Below are 20998 nucleotides of genomic sequence, written 5' to 3' on the forward strand. Positions count from 1 at the left end.
CCGGGGCGGGCCTTCGCCCGGCTGGGCCATGCCTCGCTGGTGCCGTTCCAGACCAGCAGGGTGGGCGGTCGCCGGATCGGCGCGGGCCAGGCCCCGGAGCACCAGCCACCCGCGCGGCAGCCCCGCGCGGCAGCCGGTATTCGTCAGTCGGTATTCGTCAGTCGGTGTGCGGCAGGCGCGTCGCCGGGATGACCCCGAGCCGACCCTTCTGGAAGTCCTCGAAGGCCTGCTTCAGCTCCGCCTTGGTGTTCATCACGAACGGCCCGTAGTGCGCGATCGGCTCCCGTATCGGCTGCCCGCCCATGATGAACAGGTCCAGCTCGCTCTTCGCCTCCACCCGGATCGCCTCGCCGGGCCCGTGCGCCGCCAGCTGCCCGAGGGTGATCGGCCGCATGTCGGTGCCGACCCAGCCGTCACCGGAGAGCGCGTACACCAGGGCGTTGAACTCCGGCTGCCACGGCAGGTCGAGGCGCGACCCGGGCTGCATCGTCACGTGCGCCAGGTTGATCGGCGTGAACGTCGACCCCGGCCCGGCGTGCCCGGCGATCTCCCCGGCGATGACCCGGATGAGCGCCCCGCCGTCCGGGGTGGTCAGCAGCGCGGCCTCCTTCCCCCGGATGTCCTGGTACTTCGGGTCGAGCATCTTGGCCGCCCGCGGCAGGTTCACCCAGAGCTGCAGCCCGTGGAACAGCCCACCCGACATCACCAGATGCTCCGGCGGCGCCTCGATGTGCAGAATCCCGGACCCCGCCGTCATCCACTGCGTATCGCTGTTCGTGATCGACCCGCCACCCCCGAGCGAGTCCTGGTGATCCATGATCCCGTCGATCATGTACGTGACGGTCTCGAACCCCCGATGCGGATGCCACGGCGTCCCCTTGGGCTCCCCGGGCGCGTAGTCGACCTCCCCCATCTGATCGAGATGGATGAACGGATCGAGATCGGCGAGCGAGACCCCCGCAAAGGCCCGCCGGACCGGGAACCCTTCACCCTCATACCCCTGGGGTGCGGTGGTGAGGCTGCGAACCGCCCGATACTCCGTCCCCACGGAATCCAGCTGCGGCAACCGAGGCAGCACCAGCACGTCATCAACAGTGATCGCAGGCATCTCAAGCCCTCCCGACTTCAGTGAGGAGAGCGTATCTCTTTCAAATCTGAAACACCACCCTCCTGTTCAAATCTGAAACAAAAGTGAGCCGCGCCATCCCCGCAGATCCACACCAATCCGCGATCTCCCATCAGCCCGCCCGCTGCCCGTTGCTGCCTGCTGCCTGCTGCCCGTTGCTGCCTGCTGCCTGCTGCCTGCTGCCTGTTGCCGCCCGCAGCCCGCAGCCCGCAGCCCGCAGCCCGCAGCCCGCGGAGGGTGGCATGCGGAGGGTGGCGTGCGGGTGGCGCCGCGGGCGGTCCGGGTTCACGATCATGGCCTGGCCGGGGCGGCGAGAGTCCACGATCGTTGATCGAGTCGTCCGGGCGCCCCTCTGGCGGCTGCGCAAGCACACGATCGCGGATCGCGCGCACCCGCCGCCCCTACTCGCGGCCGTTCATGTGCACCTGTCGCCCCGCTCGCGCCGTTCGTGCGTGCCTGCCGTCCCGCTCGCGCCGCGCCTCGTCCCGCTCGCGCCGCGCCTCGTCCCGCCCCGCTCGCGCCGCGCCTCGTCCCGGGTCGCGGTGCGGTCCGCGGTAGCGAGCCTGACCCGTCCGACCGGGCGTCAGTTCCTGATCTTGGCGAAGACCTTGCCGATGATGGCCAGTTCGTCGTCGTCGAGGTGGTCGATGAAGGCCGTACGGACGGTGTCCAGGTGGGCCGGGGCGGCCGCACGCAGCGTCTCCAGTCCGTCCTCGGTGAGCACCGCCTGCTGGCCCCGGCCGTCGTCGGCGCAGCTCTCCTTGCGGACCAGGCCGCGTTTGATCATCGAGTTGATCTGGTAGGTGATCCGGCTCGGCGAGAGCACCAGCCGGTTGGCCAGCTCGCCCATCCGGATCCGCCGGCCGGGCGCCTCGGCGAGGGCGACCAGGACGTGGTAGTCGTTCATGCTCAGCCCGGTGGCGGCGCGCAGCTCGTCCTCGAGTCGCGTGTGCAGTGCCCACGAGCTCTCGATGAACGTGCGCCAGTGCTGCAACTGGGTCTCGCTGAGCGGTTCGGCCATGCGTTCGACCGTACTCCTTCAAATCTGAACTTCAAAAGCGAAAACCGGGCGCGCCGGACCGATTCGTTGTCTAGTGTGCCCGATGTGTTGATTCGACAGGCTGTTCCCGGGGACGCCGCCGAGCTGGTCAGGCTGCGCGCCGTCCTGCTGCGGACCTCGCCGCGCACCGATTGGAACGACGACTGGCGCGAGCCCGCCCTCGCCTCGCTGACGTCCCGCCTCGCCGACCCCGGCGGTGACCTGGGCGCCTTCGTCGCCGACCGCCCGGACGGAACCGGCCTGGCCTCCTGCGCCGTCGGCGTCATCGAGCACCGCCTCGGCGACCCGCACAATCCCAGCGGCCGCTTCGGCTACGTCTTCAACGTCGCCACCGACCCGGACATGCGCCGCCAGGGCCTCTCCCGCGCCTGCGTCACGGCCCTGATCGCCTGGTTCCGCGACCGCGGCATCGGCGGCGTCGACCTGATGGCGTCCCCCGACGGCGAATCGCTCTACCTCTCCCTGGGCTTCGCCCGCAAGAAAGACCCCGCGATGCGCCTTCGCCTGCCCTGACTCCCGCTTCCGTTCCTTCGCACGTACGCCCACCGCGCCCCCACCGCGCTCAAAAGGCGAGCCGTCCACGGCCCCGCGAGGCCCGTGCCCACTCCTGGCCGTAGCGCGTCCCCCGCTCCCGGCTGGTCCTCCGGGGTGTGTCAGCCCCTCCGACACACCCCGGAGGACCAGCCGAGACGCGGCGCGGACGTGCGAAAGGCCGGCTCCGAAGAGCCGGCCTTTCCGCGACGTGCCGTTCGTGACGGCGGGGTGCTACTCGAAGGCGGGCAGGTTGCCCAGCGAGACCGTCAGCTCGACCGGGTGCAGAACCGGGGCGACGACCGTGAACCGGGCGCCGAACGGGTCGCGGAGCTCGGCGTACGCGCTCAGCCCGGCCTCGACCGGCTCGGTGATGAGGGCGCCGCCGAGGCGCTCGCAGTGGTCCGCCGCCGCGGTGATGTCCTCGACCTGGAAGGCGGCCCGCCACCAGGCACCCCGGTAGCCCGGCGCGAGACCCGCGATGGCGTCGTGGGCCTGGTTGAGCCACTCGCCGGTGCCGAACTCGTGGCGCAGCAGCCAGCCGAAGGCGGAACCGTAGAACCGGGCGGCCGCGATCGGGTCGTCCGTGATCAGTTCCGGCCAGGACATGGTGCCGGGCTCGCCGCCGGCCTGGGCGCCGCCGAAGTCGGTGGGCTCCCAGAGGCCGAGCACGGCGCCCGCCGGGTCGGCCACGATCGCCCGCCGCCCGCCGTGCGCGCCGGCCGGGTGGCTCAGGCAGGTTCCGCCGGCCAGTGCGACCTGCTCCAGCGTGTCGTCGAGGTCGGTGGTGCTCAGGTGCGTGAGCCAGCCGTCCGGCCGGTCCGGCTGACTGCGCGTCAGACCGGCGACCGCACGTCCGCCCAGCTTGAAACGATCACCGGCTGACTCCCAGCCGAACAACTCTCCGTAAAACTGCGCTGCTCGCGCAGGGTCCGCACTCGCGAGTTCCACCCAGCAAGGTGTCAAGGGTGCGTAGCCTCTGATCCGCATGTGCCGCTCCATGGTGGACATCCCCAGTTGCTTGAGCACTCTACGGCACTGTTAACGCTTCGTCACCACCGCACGGTTCATTGTCCGTTTTGGAGGGGTAAAAAACTACGTCGAGTAGTCAGTCGCAGTGATCCACGTGATGCTCTCGCGCCGTGCTCCGAGGGGGCGCCGCCGGTTCCGCCCGATGGGCGCGCTCCCGTGTCACTCAGCTTCATCTATGAACACTGTCCGTGACGGTAGGCGCGTCCTCCGGCGCACTCGGCAATGTCGTGGTGTGTCCTGAGCCACAGCCGCCCGGCGCCACGTGGTGCCACCTGGGGAATGTCCGGAGTGGGCCCTCGGGCCGCGGTCGTCTCCGGCCGTCATGCCCCCGGAACGCCCGGCAGGAGCATCTCGAACCACACCGTGGACCCGCGGACCGTCGGATCGGTGCCCCACGAGTCGCTGAGCTCCTCGATCAGGCCCAGTCCACGGCCCCGGCTGGAGAGCGCGTCGGCCCGGGCCCGGATCACGCTGCCCCGGGTGCCGGTGTCGGCGACCGAGACCAGCAGGCGCTCCGCGTTCAGGTCGATGTGCACCTGGGCCGGCGTGCCGGCGTGCAGCAGCGCGTTGGTGGTCAGCTCGCTGGTGCAGAGGATCGCGGCGCCGATCACCGGCTCCGGCACCGACCACTCGCGCAGCCGGGTGGTCATCCACTGCCGGACCCGGCTCGGCCCGGTCGGCTCGGCGGCCACCTCCATCGTGGCGGAGCGGCTCATCGCCAGCGCGTGCTCGACCGCGAGCACCGCCACGTCGTCGTCGGTGGTCCCGGCCACCGCGGCGGTCGCCAGCGAGCACATGTTGCGTGGATCGCCGCTGGCCGAGGCGGCCGCGGCGGCGACCAGCGCGTCCAGGCCGTCGCCGATCGGGTGGCCGCGGCGCTCCACCACGCCGTCGCTGAACATCAGGATGGTGTCGCCCGGCTCCAGCCGCAGCGCGCCGGTCTGCCAGCGTCCGCCCAGCCCGAGCGGGGCGCCCGGCGGGACCTTCACCAGCTCGGCCGTCGCGTGCTCACCGCCCAGCCCGGCCCGGCGCAGCACCGGCGGCGGGTGCCCGGCGCTGGCCAGGGTGATCGTGCCGTCGGCCGGGTCCAGTACGCCGTAGACCACGGTCACGAAGATCTCCTCGTTCCGGGACTCGGCGCCGAGCGAGCCGACCAGTCGGTCCAGCCCGGCGAGCACGCTGGGCGGGGCCGGATCGGTCAGCGCGAGCGCGCGCAGGGCGGCCCGGACCTGGCCCATCACCGCGGCGGCGCGCACGTCGTGCCCGGCCACGTCGCCGAGCACCATGGCGAGCCGGCCGTCGGTGAGCCGGAACGCGTCGTAGAAGTCGCCGCCCGCCGCGTTGCCGTCGACGCCGACGTCGTACCGGGCGGCGATCCGGAACGTGTCCAGCTCGGGCAGGTGCTCGGGGAGCATGCTGCGCTGCAGGAGCTGGGCGGTGCCGTGCTGCGCCTCGAACCGGCGTGCGCGCTCGGCGGCCTGCGCGACCAGCTCGGCGGCCGCCTTCAGCAGGGCGCGCTCGGCGGGGAGCCAGGTATGCGCGTGCCGGAACCCGACGGTCAGCGCGCCGCGGACCGACGGTGTGCGCAGCGGCAGCACGGCCAGCGAGCGGATCCGCTGCTCGTGCCGGTCCTGCGCGACCGCGTGCAGCGGTTCCCCGTCGGCGACGAAGCTGGCCCGCCCGGTCTCGGCGGCGGTCACCAGCGGCGCGGTGGGGTCGGCGCTCGCGCGTCGCCACACCGGCGGGAGCCGCTCGTCGGCCTCGTCCAGCATCTCGCCGCGGATCCGGCGGACATAGCGGTACGCCCCGCCGTCGTCGACGCCCAGCACGCAATGATCGAGGTCAAAGGACTTCATCGCGTACGCCAGGACGACGCGGGTCACGTCGTCGATGGTGAGCGCGCCGGCGAGGCGGGCCGTCAGGTCCCCGAGGCTGTGCAGGCGATGGATGACCTGGGTGGTCTCGGCGGCCACCGTCAGCACGCCGGCCCGCTCGCCGTGCGAGTCGCGGACCACGGAGTGCCCGCGGGTGTAGAAGGCCGGCTCCTGCGTGCCGGGCCGCAGCTGGAGCTGGCTCTCCGGCTCCAGCACGGGATGACCGGTGCGCAGCACCCGCTCGATCACGTCGCCCATGCCCGGCTCGGCCCAGGCGGCACCGAAGGCCTCGGCGGCGGGCCGTCCCAGCGCGGCGGGGTGCAGCCCACCGATCACGTCGGCGTACGCGTCGTTGTAGAGGACGAGAGCGGTCGGACCGTACGTGAGAAGCATCGGAACCGGCGACTCGAGCAGGAGATCGACGGTCACGCGGACGGCGGGATCCCAGGCGCCGAGGACCCCGAGCGGGGTGCCGGACCAGTCGCGGGCGCGCACCAGCGCCGCGCATCCTTTGGCTCCCGCGGACTGCACGGGCAGCGTGGAGATCGCTGACGGGCGTGCCGCTCCCGAGCCGGTCATGCAGAAAGCCTATCCCGTGTCCGCCGTTTGGACGATGTCCCACCGGCCGTACGTCCGATTCTTGACGAACTGACGCGGTTGGTTCCCGCATTTCGTCACGGTCCGTGATCGCATCGCTATCATGCCGGCTTAGCCGGGTGCTTCCTTGATCATTTATAGTCGCGCGGTGAGTGAACGGCCGCACGGTGTGATCCGCTACATCGCGGAGCAGGAGCAGGGTTCGACGGGCGCGCTGCCCGTCCGGGTCCCGGGTGACGCGCCCACCGCGCCGCGGCCGGACACCCTGGCCGACCAGCGTTACGCGGCCCTGGACGACTGGTCCCAGTCCGCCGCCACGATGACCATGTCCGCGGTCACGGACCACCCACCCGCGTACCCGGCCCGCCACTCCGCTCCCGCGGAGCCCACCCCGGCGCCGTCCCCGTACGCGCCCGCCCTCGGCCACCCGCCGGCTTACCCACCGTCCGGACCCCGGCTGTCGGTGTCATCCGGAGCTCCGGACCTCCCCGGCTCTCCCGAACTTCCCGGCGCTTCTGTTCTCTCCGCGGGGCAGGGCCACCCCGGTGGGCCGGAGCGCCCCGCGGCGCGGAGCTGGCGGCGCCCCGGGGCCCTGGCCGCCGCGGCCGCCGCCGTACTGGTCGCCGGTGGGGTGGCGTTCGCCCTGATCGGCGGCTCCGGCGACGATGCCGCCACGGTCCCACCGGCGGTCGTGGCCGCGGGCCTCGACAGCGCCGCCCCCACCGCCGGCGACGAGCACCCGGAGACCCTGGTCGACCCGGCCGCGACACCGACGGCCGCAGCCTCGGCCACCACCTCGCCGACCGCCGGGGCCTCGCCGACCGCGGCCACGACGCGGATCGCCCCCGCCGTGGCCGGCGCCGCGACCCACGACCTGACGGCCACGACGACGTCCACCCCGGGCGAGACCTCGCCGGCGGGTTCGGCGGAGCTCAGCGCGTTCTACCGCGGTGGTGTCGCCGACACCGGCTACGAGGGAACGATCCAGGTGGTGAACAGCGGCGACGCCACCGCCACCGGCTGGACGGTCACCCTCACCGTGCCCGGCGGCGAGGAGGTCTCCGTCACCAGCGGCCCGGCCACGGCGTCCCAGTCCGGCACCACGGTCACGTTCCGCTCGACCGGAACCCTGGCCGCCGCCGACGCGATCACGATCGCCTTCTCCCTCGACGGCGTCCCCACCACGCTCCCGAGCGGCTGCACCATCAACGACACCCCCTGCGCCTAGCCCGTCGGGATCGTCACCGGCGGGGTCGCGGGGTGGGCGTTCTCGGTCATGGTCCGGGTTGGGGGTTATCCACAGCCGGGGTTTGTCCACAGGGCCCCGGGCCAAGATCACTGTTATGTGCCACTGTTCCGTTAGGGATGGGGGTTTCCCCCGGTCGGGGTGGGCCCCGACCGGCCGTACTTGATCAACATTCCATGATCGACTACGGGTTGATCTTGGTGGCTGGTGGTCAGGGGTGTGTCGGCGGGCTTGAGTGACCCGTGAGTGCCAGCTTTCCCGGCGCGGCTGGTGTTCAGGGGTCACTCGGGCGCCTGAGACACCCCTGGCCACCAGCCGACCGGCCCGAGGCACCCCGGATCGCCAGCCGGACCGGCCTGAGACACTCCGGATCGCCAGCCGGACCGGCCGAGGCGCCCTGGACGGCCAGCTCACCGCCTGCGGGCGCGCCGCCCGGCGGGCCCGGGACCGAAACGTGGCCGACGGAATCGACGATCCGTGGGCGGCGAGTGTTTCGGATGGGCACTCGCCGCGGGATCCGGCGTCCCACCCGGGCGGTCCAGAATCGACCAGCAGGGTCACGGGTGTGTCGGGCGCCCCGATGCACCAAGGCCACGAGGTCAAGGAATCGGCGCGGACGGCAGGTGATTTTTCGCTCCTCATTGCCCGCTTGCTGCTTTCCGCGGCCTCGCCAGGCAGGCCCGTTCCGCCTCCTGGCTGGTCGTGGGGGGCCTCGCACGACCAGCCGAACCGGACGAGCTGGCGCTCAGGAGTCCCTCAGCGCGGCTGAGACATCCATGAACGCCAGCCGGAGAGATCCACCGCGCTCCGAACGGAACACCCCGCCGACGCGAAGCCCTCCATGAGCGGATATCGACTACCGGAACGAGGGTTGCCGATACCCGAAAACCCTTAACCGCGCGGCCTTGCCCGATGCACCCTTGATCGTCGGCCGGGGGCTCGCCGCGGTCTCTGAACGCGCCCACCCGCGGTGCCGCCGAGCTGTGGACGGTCCGGCCTGATGCCGGACGGCCGGGCCCCACCTTTGGGATCTTCCGTGTGTCGATGGAAGGTCCGCGGTGACGTGATCCGTGGGCAAGCCGGGGACGTAATGATCGGCGGCGGCTTCGTTGCCGCCGGGGTGCGGCCTGGCCGCCACCCGCATGCGTGCGGGGTGGACGGTTTCGCCGGCGTCCCATGGCGCATCTGCCCCGCGTGATACATCTGCAGTGATGCATCTCGGGTGATGCATCCAAAGCGATGCATCCAGAATGATGCATCCAGAATGATGCATCCAGAATGATGCATCTGGAGTGATGCATCTGGAGTGATGCGGGCTTGTGTTGGGGGCTTCTACCCTGGGCGCTGCGCGCAGCGTGCTGGGTGTGGCCGAGTGGGGTGGGCGAGCGGGACAGCGGAGCAACGGAACAGAGGAGCGTGATGTGACCGGCGACGGGCTGAGCCGTGGGCTGAGCGACATGTGGCGAGAGGTCGTGCTTTTCCTGCCCAAGGCGCTGGCGTTCGTGGCCGTGCTGGTGCTGGGCTGGCTCCTGGCGCGGCTGGCCAGGACCCTGGTGGCCAAGGCGTTACGGCGTGCCGGGTTCGATCGGGTCGTGGATCGGGGACCGGTCGGGCGGGTGCTGCGGGGGACGCTGCCGTCGGACCTCTGTGCTCGGCTGGTGTTCTGGGCGGTGATCCTCGCGGCGCTGCAGATCGCCTTCGGGCTCTGGGGGCCGAACGGGGTGAGCGACCTGCTCAATGCGCTGATCGCGTGGCTGCCGCAGGCGTTCGTGGCGATCGTGATCGTGGTGGTCGCGGTTGCTGTGGCGGGTGCGGCGCACGATCTCGTGGTCGACGTGCTCGGCGATCTGGGCTATGCGCGGGTGCTCGGCCGGGCGGTCGCCTCGGTGGTCGTCGCGCTCGGTGTGATCGCCGGGCTCGACCAGGTCGGGATCGCCACCTCGGTCACACAGCCGCTGCTGCTCACGGTTCTGATCACCGTGGCCGGCGTGATCATCGTGGGTGTCGGTGGCGGGCTGATCCGGCCGATGCAGCACCGGTGGGAGGGCTGGCTGGACCGGGCGGCCTTCGAGTCCGTGGCCATTCGCGGGCAGGCACGGGCGTACGCGGAAAGGCGCGAGGAGGAGGAGAGCCGCCGGGCGGAGGAAGCACGGAAGGCCGAGGAGGCCCGCAGGGCCGAGGAGGCACGACGGGCGGAAGAGGCACGCCGGGCGGAGGAGAGCAGGAAGGCCGAGGAGGCGCGCCGCGTGGAGGAGGCCCGCAAGGCGGAGCAGGCCCGCCGGGCGGAGGAGGCGCGGAAAGCCGAGGAGTACCGCCGGGCGGAGGAAGCTCGCCGTGCCGAGGAGGCCCGGCAGGCGGAGGAGCGCCGCCTGGCCGAGGAGGCCCGGCGGGTCGAGGAGGCGCGCCAAGCCGAGGAGCGGCGGCAGGCGGAGCAGGAGCGCCGGGTCGAGGAGGCGCGGCAGGCCGAGGAGCACCGCGCGGCAGTGGCGGAGCAGCAGGAACGTGAGCGGCACGCCGCCGAGGAGCGGGACGCCGAGGCGGAGCGGTGGGCGCAGGAAGCGCGCTGGGCCGCGGAACGCCGGGCGTCCGGGCCGCCGGAGCCGGCCGGGGACGAGACGCAGGTCATCGCGGTGCCGGGGTATGACAACCGGCTCGACTTCATACCGGGGTTCGGGGGCTTCGGCGAACCGGCGGCGCGGTCGGAGACGGCGGTGTTCACGCCGGGGCAGCGGCCGCCGCACGCCGGGCATGACGATGACGAGGAACCGACGACCGTTCTGGATTTCACCCCGCCGGTGGCCCGGACTCCCGAGGGGGAGACGGCGGCCCCCGCGGCCGAGGAGACCGCCGCGGGTTTTGGTGAGTCGAAACCGGGGCAAATTGCCCGAGTCGGCGATGACGCGGGGAAGGCCGCGCGGCCCGGCGACGCCGCGGGCGAGGGTGACGCGGGCGAGGGTGACGCGGGTGAGACGGACCGGGAAGGCGGGTCGGAGATGGCCGATGACGGCAAGGGCGCGAGCGGCGGTACCTCGGTGATCCGGCACGACGTGGCCGACGGCGGCGGGACCACGGTGATCAGCGACCGGCCGGTCGGCGACGAGCCGACCTCGGTGATCACGACGGGCTCCGGGTCGGGAGACACGACGGTGGTCAGCTCGGCACCGGCCGGCACCGGGGATGGAGAGGAGCGCACCGAAGCGGTGCCCCTGTCCGATACCGATCGGAAAGACGGGCGGGAATGACGGAGGGGCCGGCACCCGGGTGGGTGCCGGCCCCTGGTGGCCGGGGCGTGTTCTGCCGATCGGCGGAGCAGGTCCTGACCGGGGCGTCGCCGGCTGCAGGCTCTGAATGGTCTGGTGACGCGGGGCGGGCCGGGGCTACTTGCCGTCGAGGGAGCGGGCCAGGACGCAGACGGCCAGGAGACGGCGCAGCACCCAGTCGTTCTCCGACCAGTCGATGCCACCCTCGGGAGCGGCCCAGCCGTGCTGGTACGCCGCGTCGCGCACCCCTTCGGCGTACGCGGCCAGCAGGATCGGGGTGAGCGGCCGGGTGTCCGCGGAGAGGCTGTCCCGGACCCCGGCGGCGTGCTGGTCGACGACCGAGGTCAGACCCGGGGAGGCGGACATCGCCGCGATGCCGCTCACGCCGACGGCGGCGGTGAGTTCGGCGAGCGAGGCGTGCGCGGAGCGGAGGGCGGCACGGGCGGCGGCGTTGCTGAACAGACCATTCATGAGGAGAAAGTTACGGAGCCACGGGTGTCCGACGGTTCTCCCGACCGGTGCAGGACGGTTGAACCCGGACCGGTTTCCGGCGCCCCACGTGGGGAAGTAGGACGGCGTGATCCAAGAGCATGTCGACGACGTGACCGTCCAGGCGCTCGGGAAGCTCAGCGAGGCGCTGGAGACGGTCGAGCGGGCCCGCGGCCACCTCTACGAGATGCATCAGCTCACCGGGATGGCCGACTTCGCGCTGGACGACGCCGTCTCGCTCTTCATGCAGGCCGGCCGTCCCGAGGTGGCCGAGCGCATCCAGCGGGAGCTGATCGGCCGCAACGTACTGCCGGGGAGGTGGACCTTCCAACTCGTCGAGGAGTACGACGACGGGTACTACGCCGAGTTCCGGCAGGTGGAACGGGAGACCCGGGAGGCGCTGGCGATGGGGCGGCGGCACCTGGCCGAGGCCGCTCTCAAGGAGCGCCGCCGCACCCGGGGCAGAGCCGGGCACGAGGCGTCACCCGGCGAGCCCCAGGGTCACTCCGTGTAGTCGGCTGGCTCGGGACGACGACGCTGGGCGTCGTCGGCGAGGATGACCGTCGCGACCACGAGGGCGACGACGACGGCGAAGAACCAGGACGCGTCATCGATGAGTCTCGCGGCCAGGGGGGCCTGGAAGGCGGCCAGGAAGAAACCCAGCCAGGCGAGACGACGCTGACGCTCAGACAGGAAACCGACAGATCGCACCCGGAAAGTCTGGCGCGATAAGTCCGGAACGCCGTCACCCGTTCGGCCGATTATCCGTTGTCCGATGGTGCCCCTCACCTTGCGTCATCGCCGCTCCACTCTCGCCGTGTGCTGCGCGTTCGCACTGGTCGGCGGGTTGACGGCGGGATCCTGCGCGGAGTCCGCCCCCGCGCCGCGGCCGGCGGCGCCGCCTCGGGAGCGGGTGCGGGCCGGGCCGTTGCTCGACCGGACCGCGGGCCGTCTCACGGTGGGTGACGCCGCTTCTCGCGTACGCGTCCAACTGGCCACCCTCCCCGGTCTGATGTACCGGATCAGCACGGCGGCCGAGTCGGGTGTGGAGCCGGTGGTGAGTGCTCGCGCCGGCCGGGTGACCGTCCGGCTGCGGGCTACCGGCAGTGACGGACTCGACGAGCTGCGCATCGTGCTGAACCGCGAGGTCCGCTGGGACATCCGGTTGCCCGCCGGTGCCGGGGAGCAGCAGCTGAACCTCCGCGGCGGCCGGGTGAGCCGGGTCGAACTGGGCGGCTCCGGGCTGGTCGAGATGTGGCTGCCGGACCCGGCCGGCACGGTGCCGGTGACCTTCGCCGGCGGGGCGGGCAGCGTGCTGCTGGCGGCCGAGGGGCGGGCGCCGTTCCGGATCCGGCTGGACAGGGGAGCGGGCTCGGTGGAGACCCCGTGGACGGTGAACAACGGCACGGCGGCCGGCCGGATCCTGCGCGAGCCGGGCTGGGCGCGCGCCGCCGACCGGTACGCGGTCCGGGCCCGCGGTGGCCTCGGCACGCTGCTGCTCCGCCGCCTCCACCCCGCCGCTCGCTGAACTGAAGGGGGAACGGAGCGAGACACTCTCGGAGCGGCGCGATCCGGGTGCGGCGAACGGAGCGGCGTGATCCGGGTGCGGCGAACGGCCGCCCGTGGGCGGCCGCTCGGTGAGATGCGCCCGGGGTCAGGCGCCGGGGCGGTCGACCTGGCCGCGCCACTCGCCGGTGGGGATGCCGCCGCGGGACTCGATGAACTCCTTGAAGCGGCGCATGTCGCCCTTGATCCGGCGGTCCACGATGCCGAGCCTGTCGCCCGCGGTCTCGACGAAGCCCTGCGGGTCGAAGTCCAGCTGGACGGTGACCCGGGTGTGGGTGTCGTCGAGCCGGTGGAAGGTGACCACACCGGCCTGCTTCTCGCCGTCGGTGGTGTGCCAGGCCACCCGCTCGTCCGGGAGCTGCTCGGTGATCTCGGCGTCGAACTCGCGACGTACCCCGGCGATCTCGGTCTTCCAGTGGGTGTGCACGTCGTCGAGCTGCTTGATCTCCTGTACCCCGTCCATGAATCGGGGGAACTCCTCGAACTGCGTCCACTGGTTGTAGGCCGTCCGGACCGGGACGTTGACGTCGACCGACTCGGTGACGGTGCTCACGTGGTTCTCCTTCGCCTCGTTGCGGGATCTCCCCGCTCCATGATTGACGGGTGCCCTCGCGCCCCGGGGCTAAACGTCGCTAACCTGCGGCGGTGGATGCGGTGGACGCGATCGTCGTCGGAGCGGGTCACAACGGGCTGGTGGCGGCGAACATGCTCGCCGACGCGGGCTGGTCGGTACGCGTCCTGGAGGCCTCCCCGCAGCCCGGCGGCGCGGTGCGCTCCGGCGAGCTGACCGCACCGGGCTACCTCTCTGATCTGTTCAGCGCCTTCTATCCGCTCGGCTACGCCTCCCCGGCGCTGCGCGCTCTGGGCTTGGCGGAGCACGGCCTCGCCTGGACCCACGCGCCCTCGGTCTTCAGCCACGTGCTGCCGGACGGCCGGGCCGCCACGGTGCACCGGGACCTGACCCGGACGATGGCGTCGATGGAGGCGTTCGCGCCCGGGGACGGGGAGCGGTGGGAGCGGGCGTACCGGCAGTGGGAGTCCGTTTCCGATCGGATTCTGCAGTCGGTGCTGACGCCGTTCCCGCCGGTGCGCGGCGGCCTCGGGCTGGCCCGGCGTCTCGGTGCCGGCGGGCTGCTCCGGCTCTCCCGGCAGCTGATGCTCTCCGCGCGGGACCTGGGCGCGGAGCTCTTCGAGGGGGAGGGCGCGCGCCTGGCGCTGACCGGCTGCACGCTGCACACCGATCTCTCCCCGGACGACGTGGGCGGCGGGGTCTTCGGCTGGCTCCTCGCCATGGTCGGTCAGGAGACGGGCTGGCCGGTGCCGGTGGGCGGGGCGGCCCGGCTGGTCGACGCGCTGCTGGCCCGGCTGGCGGAGCGGGGCGGCGAGGTGCTCTGCGGCACTCCGGTGCGCCGGGTGCTGGTGGCCGGGGGACGGGCGATGGGGGTACGGACCGTGGACGGGCGGGACTGGCGGGCCCGACGCGCGGTGATCGCCGACGTACCCGCGCCCGCGCTCTACCGGGATCTCGTCGGGGCCCGGAACCTGCCGTCGCGGTTGATCGAGGACCTGGAGCACTTCCGCTGGGACGGGGCGACCGTCAAGGTGGACTGGGCGCTGAGCGCGCCGATTCCCTGGAAGAATACGGATATCTCTGGTTCCGGGACGGTCCACCTCAAAGGAGACATGCAGCGGTTGACCGAATTTTCTGGACAAATCGCCCAAGGTCGCATCCCGGATGACCCGTTCCTGCTGCTCGGGCAGATGACGACGGCAGACCGGACCCGGTCACCCGAGGGGACCGAGTCGGCCTGGGCGTACACCCACGTGCCGCACCGGCAGGACTGGCACCCCGACGAGATCGCCGCGCACGTCGACCGGATCGAGGCGGTGGTCGAGGCGCAGGCGCCCGGCTTCCGGAGCACGATCCGGGCCCGGCACGTCTTCGCCCCCGGCGACCTGGAGCGGGAGAACCCGTCGCTCATCGGCGGCGCGGTCGGCGGCGGCACCTCGGCGCTCCTGCAGCAGCTGGTCTTCCGCCCGGTACCGGGGCTCGGCCGCGCCGACACCCCGGTCGACCGGCTCTTCCTCGGCAGCTCCTCGGCCCACCCGGGCGGCGGCGTGCACGGCGCCCCGGGCGCCAACGCGGCCCGTGCGGCGCTCGCCCGCGACCACGGCCTGACCGGTTCGGCCTACCGGGCCGCGATCGCCGGCGCGCACCGCACGATCTACCGCTGACCTGGGCGTGATTGCGGTGTGTACCGGCACCGTGATCACCGCCGGATGTTTACGCTGAGGGCTGCCGGGCAACGAAACCTGCCGTTGTCACCTGCGGTTGTCGAAGCCGGCAGGATCCAGCAGAGCCGGAGGAGACCAAGTGCGGATTGCGATGATCTCCGAACACGCCAGCCCGTTCGGGACCGGCGACCAGAACGTACACGTCGCCGATCTCTCCGCCGCGCTCGCGGAGCAGGGGCACGAGGTACGCGTCTACACCCGGCGCACCGACCCGGGCGCCGCCGAGACGGTGGACGTCGCCGCGGGGGTCCGGGTGATCACGGTGACCGCGGGACCGGAGCGGCCGGTCGAGGACGAGCTGCCGTACGTCGGTGAGTTCGCCCGCGTCCTCGGCGACCAGTGGCGCGACGGCTGGGCACCGGACGTGGCACACGCCCACTTCTGGACCAGCGGGCTGGCCGCGGTCACCGCCGCCCGGCAGATCGACATCCCGGTCGTGCAGTCGTTCCACGAGCTCGGCGAGATCGGGCCGGGGCAGAACGGGCCGTCCCGTGCGGGCTACGAGCGCGCCCTCGGCCGCGCGGTGGACCGGGTGGTCGCGCAGACCCAGGACGAGGTGCGCGGCCTGGTCCGGATCGGGGTGCCGCGGGCCCGGATGACCATGGTCCCGGCCGGTGTCGACACCGAGCGGTTCAGCCCGGACGGCCCGGCCGTCCCGCGCGACCCGGAGCGTCCCCGGATCCTCTCGGTCGGCAGGCTGGTCGAGCGCAAGGGTTTCGGCGACGTCATCCAGGCCATGCGGTACGTGCCCGGTGCCGAGGTGGTGGTGGTCGGCGGGCCGTCCCCCGACCAGCTCCCCGCCGACCCGGCCGCGACGTCGCTGCGGGCGCTCGCCGAGCAGTGCCGGGTCGCCGACCGGTTCCGCCTGGTCGGCGCGGTGCCGCACCGGGACATGCCGAGCTGGTACCGCTCCGCCGACCTGCTGGTCGCGGCGCCCTGGAACGAGCAGTTCGAACGCTCGGCGCTGGAGGCGATGGCCTGTGGCGTGCCGATCGTGGGCACCGCGGTGGGCGGCCTCACCGAGGCCGTGGTGGACGGGCTGACCGGGGACCTGGTCCCGGCCCGTGACCCGCGGGAGCTCGGTGGTGCGCTGCGCCGGCTGGTCAACGACAAGGTGCGCCGGTTCACGTACGCCACCGCGGCCCTGGACCGGGCCCGTCAGGCGTACTCCTGGAAGCGGGTCGCCGCGCAGGTCGGCTCGGTCTACTCGGCCGTGATGCGCCGCGGCGCCGGTTCCGAGGCGGAGGCGGTGGCCTAGGCCCGGCCTAGATCCGGGTGGACCCCGGCATCCACCGACCGGTTGATGCCGGGAGGAGCGGGCTGATCGATTCGGGCACCCGGGCCGGTACGTGACGCTGAGTGCATGACAGTCATCGAGGTCAGCAACCTCAGCAAGCGCTACGGGGACACGGTCGCGGTGCGGGACGTGTCGCTTGCCGTCGAGGCCGGCGAGATCTTCGGGATCCTGGGGCCGAACGGGGCCGGGAAGACCACCACGGTCGAGTGCATCGCCGGGCTGCGGACGGCGGACGGCGGCGGCATCAGCGTCCTCGGCCGCGCTCCGCGCGATCCGTGGCTCCGCTCCCAGGTGGGCATTCAGCTGCAGGAGAGCCAGCTTCAGGACAAATTGACGGTACGGGAGGCTCTCCAGCTCTACCACTCGTTCTACCCGCATCCCGCCGACTGGCGAGAACTGGCCGCCGATCTGGGACTCGAGTCGAAGCTGGGTACGGCGTACGCGAAGCTCTCGGGGGGTCAGAAACAACGTCTCTCGATCGCGCTGGCCCTGATCGGGAACCCGCGGATCGCCATCCTGGACGAGTTGACCACCGGCCTGGACCCGCAGGCCCGCCGGGACACCTGGGACCTGATCGAGTCGGTCCGCGACCGCGGCGTCACCGTCGTGCTGGTCACCCACTTCATGGAGGAGGCCGAGCGCCTCTGCGACCGGATCGCCGTGATCGACAAGGGCGAGGTGGTCGCGCTGGACACCCCGGCAGGGCTGGTGGAGCGGGCCACCGCCGACCAGACCATCCGCTTCCGCCCGTCGAAGGACTTCGACGACGCGCTGCTCACCGGCCTCCCGGAGGTCACCCGGCTCACCCGCCGCGGCGACCGGATCGAGATCCTCGGCACCGGCAACCTGCTCTTCGCGGTCGCCTCGGCGCTCGCCGTCCACCAGATCGTCGCGGGTGAGCTGCGCCTGGAACAGGCCACCCTCGACGACGCCTTCGTCCACCTGACCGGCAACGCCACCACCGGGGAGTGACCGTGACCGTCTTCGCCAAGCTGACCCTGACCGAGATCAAGCTGCTGCTCCGCGAGCCGGTCGCCGCGTTCTTCTCGCTCTTCTTCCCGACGATCCTGGTCGGCATCCTCGGCGGCATCAAGGACTTCCGGGTGCCGAACCCGGACCTCGGCGGCCTGCGGACCATCGACGTCTACGTCGGCATCTCGATGGCCCTGGTGCTCGCGATGCTCGGCCTGCAGTTCATGCCCGCGGCGCTGGCGACCTACCGGGAGCGGGGCGTGCTGCGCCGCATCGCCACCACCCCGGTCCGCCCGATCACCCTGCTCGCCGCGCAGATGGCGTCGACGCTGCTGGTCGCGGTCCTCTCCGCCGCCCTCTGCATCACCCTCGGGCGGGTCGTCTACGACGTACCGCTCGCCGGGAACCTCCCCGGGTTCGTCCTGGCCTTCCTGCTCTGCGCGGCCGGCGTCTTCGCGGTCGGGCTGCTCATCGCGGCCCTGGTGCCCACCGGCAAGACCGGCAACGCGGTCGGCACCCTGCTCTTCTTCCCGTCGATGTTCTTCGCCGGCCTGTGGACGCCGCGCGAACTGATGCCGAGGCTGGTCCAGCGGATCGGCGACTTCACCCCGCTCGGCGCCGGCGAGCGCGCCCTGCACGACGCGATGACCGGCAGCTGGCCGAACGCCCTCTCCACCACGGTCCTCCTCGGCTATCTGGTCGTCGTCGGCCTCACGGCCGCGCGCTTCTTCCGCTGGAACTGACACACTGGACCGCGGGCGAAGGGGGACGTCGATATGGGCAGGGACGACTGGGAGACCGAGTTCCCGGAGTTGAACGAGCGCCGGCTGCTCCTGGTCTCCCTCGGCCTGCTGACCGGCTCGACCGTGCTGGCGATCGCCACCCAGGGCACCGAGGTCCCGCAGCAGCCACTCCGGATCACCCTGGCCATCGTCGCGGCCACGGCGTCGTGGGTGCTCGCCGGCCTCGTCGCGCTGCGGCGGTTCCCCGGACCCCGCCCGCTCTCGATCGTCTTCTTCACCGGGTACGTCGTCCTCTCCGGCCTGCTGATCTGGTGCAACCCGTTCTTCGGCTTCTTCGCCTGGAGCGGGTACCTCCTCACCGTCGGCACGCTGCCCGGCCGGGGTGCCGCCGCCGGGGTCTGGGCCGTCGCGTTCGTCACCGCGCTCTCCCAGAGCGGCGGCATCCACCGCCCGGACGACGTCGGCGACGTCGTGTTCTTCCTGGTGCTCTTCCTGGCCAACGCGGCGCTCGCGCAGGTGATGACCCGGTTCGAGGCGGGCCGCAAACGCAACGCCGAGCGGCGCATCGTGGTCATCGACGAGCTGGCCGAGGCGAACGCGAAGCTGGCGGCGGCCATTCAGGAGAACGCCGGGCTGCACGCCCAGCTGCTCGCCCAGGCCCGGGAGGCCGGCATCCTGGACGAGCGGCAGCGGATGGCCGGCGAGATCCACGACGTGCTGGCCCAGGGCCTGACCGGCATCGTCACCCAGCTGGAGGCGGCCGAGGCGCACCCCGGCGAACGGGAACGGCACCTCGCCGCCGCGAAACGGCTGGCCCGGGAGAGCCTCACCGAGGCGCGCCGATCGGTGCAGGCGCTGCGCCCGCAGCCACTCGACGCGGCACGCCTGCCCGAGGCCCTCGACGAGGTGGTGCGCGGCTGGGCCGGGCTGCACGGCGTGCGGGCCGACCTGATCACCACCGGGGAGGCCCGGCCCCTGCTTCCCGAGATCGAGACGACCCTGTTGCGTACGGCCCAGGAGGCTCTCGCCAACGTGGCCCGGCACGCCAACGCCGCACGGGTCGGGCTGACCCTGTCGTACATGGAGGACATGGTGACCCTGGACGTCCGCGACGACGGCGACGGCTTCGAGCCGGACCGCCCCCGCGAGCTGACCGAGACCGGCGGCTTCGGCCTCGCCGGGATGCGGGAGCGACTCGCCCGGATCGCGGGCACCCTCGCGGTGGAGTCCGAGCCCGGCGGCGGCACCGCGATCTCGGCCTGCGTGCCCGCCCTCGTGGTGGGTGCCGCCGCATGATCCGGCTGCTCATCGTCGACGATCACCCGGTGGTGCGGGACGGCCTGCGCGGCATGTTCACCGGGGACGACCGGTTCACCGTGCTCGGCGAGGCGGGCGACGGCAGGGAGGCGCTGGCCGTGGCCGCCGCGGTCAGCCCCGACGTGGTGCTGATGGACCTGCGGATGCCGGTGATGGACGGCGTCACCACGATCCGCGAGCTCAAGGCCGCCGGATCGGCCGCCCGCGTCCTGGTCCTGACCACGTACGACACGGACAGCGACGTGCTCCCCGCGATCAAGGCGGGCGCGACCGGCTACCTGCTCAAGGACACGCCGCGCGAGGAGCTGTTCCGCGCCGTGCTGGCCGCGCACCGGGGCGAGTCGGTGCTGGCCCCGTCGGTCGCCGGCCGCCTGATGGGCCGGCTCCGCAACCCGGAGAAGGAGCCGCTGAGCCAGCGCGAGCTCGAGGTGCTCACGCTGATCGCCCGGGGCTGCAGCAACCGCGAGACGGCGGGCCGCCTCTTCATCAGCGAGGCCACGGTCAAGACCCACCTCCTGCACGCGTACGCCAAACTGGGCGTCCGCGACCGGGCCGCCGCCGTCGCCACGGCCTTCGAGCGGGGTCTGCTCGGCCGCGACTAACGCGGTGCGCCGCGGTAGGTGCCGAACGCCCAGAGGTTGCCCTCGGGGTCGCGGACGGCGAAGTCGCGGGAGCCGTAGTCGGTGTCGAACGGCTCGCGGACCACCTCCGCCCCCGCCCGCCGCGCCCGCGCGAAGAGCTCGTCGGGCTCATCGGTGACGACGTACGCCCCGAACGTCCCGGGCGTCAGCGCGAACGGATCGCCGGCCGCCTCCCGGGCCGAGCCGAGCATGATCCCGCCGCCGGCCGGCCAGTCCAGCTGGGCGTGGTCGACCCGGTCCCCATCGCCGTAGACGACGGTCTCCTCGAAGCCGAACGCCTCGACGAGGAAGCGGATCAGCGCGCGGGCATCGGTGGCCCGCAGCGACGGCCACACCTGCGGCGCCGGTGTCCTATCGGTCATATCCCCATCGTCGCCGCCCGGGCGCACGACGGGGGACCTCGGAAGCGGAGCACGCGGCCGAGATCCCCCGATGGAGTGGTGTCAGGCGGCGAGCGCCTTGGCCAGGTCGTCGCGGAAGGTGCGCTCGTTCTCGGTCACCGTCTCGCCGCCGATGCCGAGCAGGCCGCCCGTCGAGGCGGCACCGACCACGGCGTCGGTGATCTCGGTCAGCCAGTGCTTGTAGGTCTCGGCGTCGGCCAGGCTGGCCTTGGCGCCGAGCAGGGTGGAGACCTCCCTGGCCCGGGCGAGCACGTCGCCCGCGTAGGCGGCGGGATCGGCCGGCTCGATCACCGGCGGCTCCTCGCCGAGCTCGGGGTCGCCCGCCTCGGCGACGGCTGCGCCGGCCACCGCCGACACCAGCGTGCTGGCCGAGGCCCGGGCGTCGGAGATGCGGTTGATCCCGGCCGCACTCTCGGCGCGGGTCTTGCGGGCGCTGTCGTGGGTGGCGGCACTCGCCGCGGTGAGCACCGCGTGCGGCAGGCCGACCAGCAGCCCCCACTCGGCGTCGGTGAAGCCCAGCTTGGCGTAGAGCGGTTCGTCCGTCACTCGGA

Annotated in this window: 20 protein-coding genes; 11 read left to right on the forward strand and 9 right to left on the reverse strand. The window is 72.5% G+C overall.

Features of this window, described 5'->3' with window-relative positions:
* Positions 1–157 precede the first annotated feature (157 nt).
* Together AB0M08_RS39160 and AB0M08_RS39165 are read right to left on the reverse strand one after the other, a co-directional pair.
* Complete coding sequence (locus tag AB0M08_RS39160) at positions 158–1108, reverse strand: pirin family protein (protein WP_364505033.1); 951 nt, start codon at positions 1106–1108, stop codon at positions 158–160.
* Positions 1109–1709: 601 nt separating this feature from the next.
* Positions 1710–2147, reverse strand: a complete 438-nt coding sequence (locus AB0M08_RS39165) for a MarR family transcriptional regulator (protein ID WP_364505035.1) — start codon at positions 2145–2147, stop codon at positions 1710–1712.
* An 84-nt stretch (positions 2148–2231) separates the two neighbouring features.
* Here AB0M08_RS39165 and AB0M08_RS39170 point away from each other — a divergent pair, with 84 nt between their 5' ends.
* Positions 2232–2699, forward strand: coding sequence for a GNAT family N-acetyltransferase (locus AB0M08_RS39170; RefSeq protein ID WP_364505037.1), 468 nt, complete (start codon positions 2232–2234; stop codon positions 2697–2699).
* Positions 2700–2951: 252 nt separating this feature from the next.
* On the opposite strand, the gene AB0M08_RS39175 is transcribed toward AB0M08_RS39170, so the two are convergent.
* Positions 2952–3728 carry a VOC family protein gene (locus AB0M08_RS39175; RefSeq protein ID WP_364505124.1) on the reverse strand — a complete coding sequence of 259 codons (777 nt, stop codon included), beginning with the start codon at positions 3726–3728 and terminating at the stop codon, positions 2952–2954.
* Between the two features lie 341 nt (positions 3729–4069).
* The gene (locus tag AB0M08_RS39180; protein WP_364505039.1) at positions 4070–6202 is read right to left on the reverse strand and encodes a SpoIIE family protein phosphatase; all 2133 of its coding nucleotides are present in this window, start codon (positions 6200–6202) and stop codon (positions 4070–4072) included.
* Between the two features lie 166 nt (positions 6203–6368).
* On the opposite strand from AB0M08_RS39180, the gene AB0M08_RS39185 reads away from it, so the two are divergent.
* A complete protein-coding gene (locus tag AB0M08_RS39185) occupies positions 6369–7448 on the forward strand; it encodes a cellulose binding domain-containing protein (RefSeq protein ID WP_364505041.1) in 1080 nt (359 codons plus the stop codon).
* 1439 nt (positions 7449–8887) lie between these two features.
* Positions 8888–10708 carry a hypothetical protein gene (locus AB0M08_RS39190; RefSeq protein WP_364505043.1) on the forward strand — a complete coding sequence of 607 codons (1821 nt, stop codon included), beginning with the start codon at positions 8888–8890 and terminating at the stop codon, positions 10706–10708.
* A gap of 135 nt (positions 10709–10843) precedes the next feature.
* Here AB0M08_RS39190 and AB0M08_RS39195 read toward each other — a convergent pair whose 3' ends face one another.
* Positions 10844–11197, reverse strand: coding sequence for a DUF6401 family natural product biosynthesis protein (locus tag AB0M08_RS39195; protein ID WP_364505045.1), 354 nt, complete (start codon positions 11195–11197; stop codon positions 10844–10846).
* 106 nt (positions 11198–11303) lie between these two features.
* On the opposite strand from AB0M08_RS39195, the gene AB0M08_RS39200 reads away from it, so the two are divergent.
* Positions 11304–11729: a hypothetical protein gene (locus AB0M08_RS39200; protein ID WP_364505047.1), complete on the forward strand. Its 426-nt coding sequence runs from the start codon at positions 11304–11306 to the stop codon at positions 11727–11729.
* Here AB0M08_RS39200 and AB0M08_RS39205 read toward each other — a convergent pair.
* Positions 11717–11926 carry a hypothetical protein gene (locus tag AB0M08_RS39205; RefSeq protein WP_364505049.1) on the reverse strand — a complete coding sequence of 70 codons (210 nt, stop codon included), beginning with the start codon at positions 11924–11926 and terminating at the stop codon, positions 11717–11719. The two genes, AB0M08_RS39200 and AB0M08_RS39205, sit on opposite strands and share 13 nt — an antisense overlap.
* 64 nt (positions 11927–11990) lie before the next feature.
* On the opposite strand from AB0M08_RS39205, the gene AB0M08_RS39210 reads away from it, so the two are divergent.
* Positions 11991–12743, forward strand: coding sequence for a hypothetical protein (locus AB0M08_RS39210; protein ID WP_364505051.1), 753 nt, complete (start codon positions 11991–11993; stop codon positions 12741–12743).
* A gap of 126 nt (positions 12744–12869) precedes the next feature.
* Here AB0M08_RS39210 and AB0M08_RS39215 read toward each other — a convergent pair whose 3' ends face one another.
* Positions 12870–13334 carry an SRPBCC family protein gene (locus AB0M08_RS39215; RefSeq protein WP_364505053.1) on the reverse strand — a complete coding sequence of 155 codons (465 nt, stop codon included), beginning with the start codon at positions 13332–13334 and terminating at the stop codon, positions 12870–12872.
* Positions 13335–13426: 92 nt separating this feature from the next.
* On the opposite strand from AB0M08_RS39215, the gene AB0M08_RS39220 reads away from it, so the two are divergent.
* From AB0M08_RS39220 to AB0M08_RS39245, 6 genes are all read left to right on the forward strand, one after another.
* Positions 13427–15016, forward strand: a complete 1590-nt coding sequence (locus tag AB0M08_RS39220; protein ID WP_364505055.1) for an NAD(P)/FAD-dependent oxidoreductase — start codon at positions 13427–13429, stop codon at positions 15014–15016.
* Positions 15017–15155: 139 nt separating this feature from the next.
* On the forward strand, positions 15156–16334 hold the full coding sequence (locus AB0M08_RS39225) for a glycosyltransferase (RefSeq protein ID WP_364505057.1): 1179 nt from the start codon (positions 15156–15158) through the stop codon (positions 16332–16334).
* Between the two features lie 105 nt (positions 16335–16439).
* The gene (locus AB0M08_RS39230) at positions 16440–17345 is read left to right on the forward strand and encodes an ABC transporter ATP-binding protein (RefSeq protein WP_364505059.1); all 906 of its coding nucleotides are present in this window, start codon (positions 16440–16442) and stop codon (positions 17343–17345) included.
* Between the two features lie 2 nt (positions 17346–17347).
* Entirely contained in the window at positions 17348–18088 is a 741-nt protein-coding gene (locus tag AB0M08_RS39235) for an ABC transporter permease (RefSeq protein WP_364505061.1), read from the forward strand.
* Between the two features lie 33 nt (positions 18089–18121).
* Positions 18122–19384, forward strand: coding sequence for a sensor histidine kinase (locus AB0M08_RS39240; protein ID WP_364505063.1), 1263 nt, complete (start codon positions 18122–18124; stop codon positions 19382–19384).
* Positions 19381–20007, forward strand: a complete 627-nt coding sequence (locus AB0M08_RS39245; RefSeq protein WP_364505065.1) for a response regulator transcription factor — start codon at positions 19381–19383, stop codon at positions 20005–20007. The genes AB0M08_RS39240 and AB0M08_RS39245 overlap by 4 nt, the downstream gene beginning before the upstream one ends.
* On the opposite strand, the gene AB0M08_RS39250 is transcribed toward AB0M08_RS39245, so the two are convergent.
* Together AB0M08_RS39250 and AB0M08_RS39255 are read right to left on the reverse strand one after the other, a co-directional pair.
* Complete coding sequence (locus AB0M08_RS39250; RefSeq protein ID WP_364505067.1) at positions 20004–20408, reverse strand: VOC family protein; 405 nt, start codon at positions 20406–20408, stop codon at positions 20004–20006. The two genes, AB0M08_RS39245 and AB0M08_RS39250, sit on opposite strands and share 4 nt — an antisense overlap.
* 81 nt (positions 20409–20489) lie before the next feature.
* Complete coding sequence (locus tag AB0M08_RS39255; RefSeq protein ID WP_364505069.1) at positions 20490–20993, reverse strand: hypothetical protein; 504 nt, start codon at positions 20991–20993, stop codon at positions 20490–20492.
* Positions 20994–20998 lie beyond the last annotated feature (5 nt).

The organism is Actinoplanes sp. NPDC051851, from assembly GCF_040681165.1.
Taxonomy (GTDB): Bacteria; Actinomycetota; Actinomycetes; order Mycobacteriales; family Micromonosporaceae; genus Actinoplanes.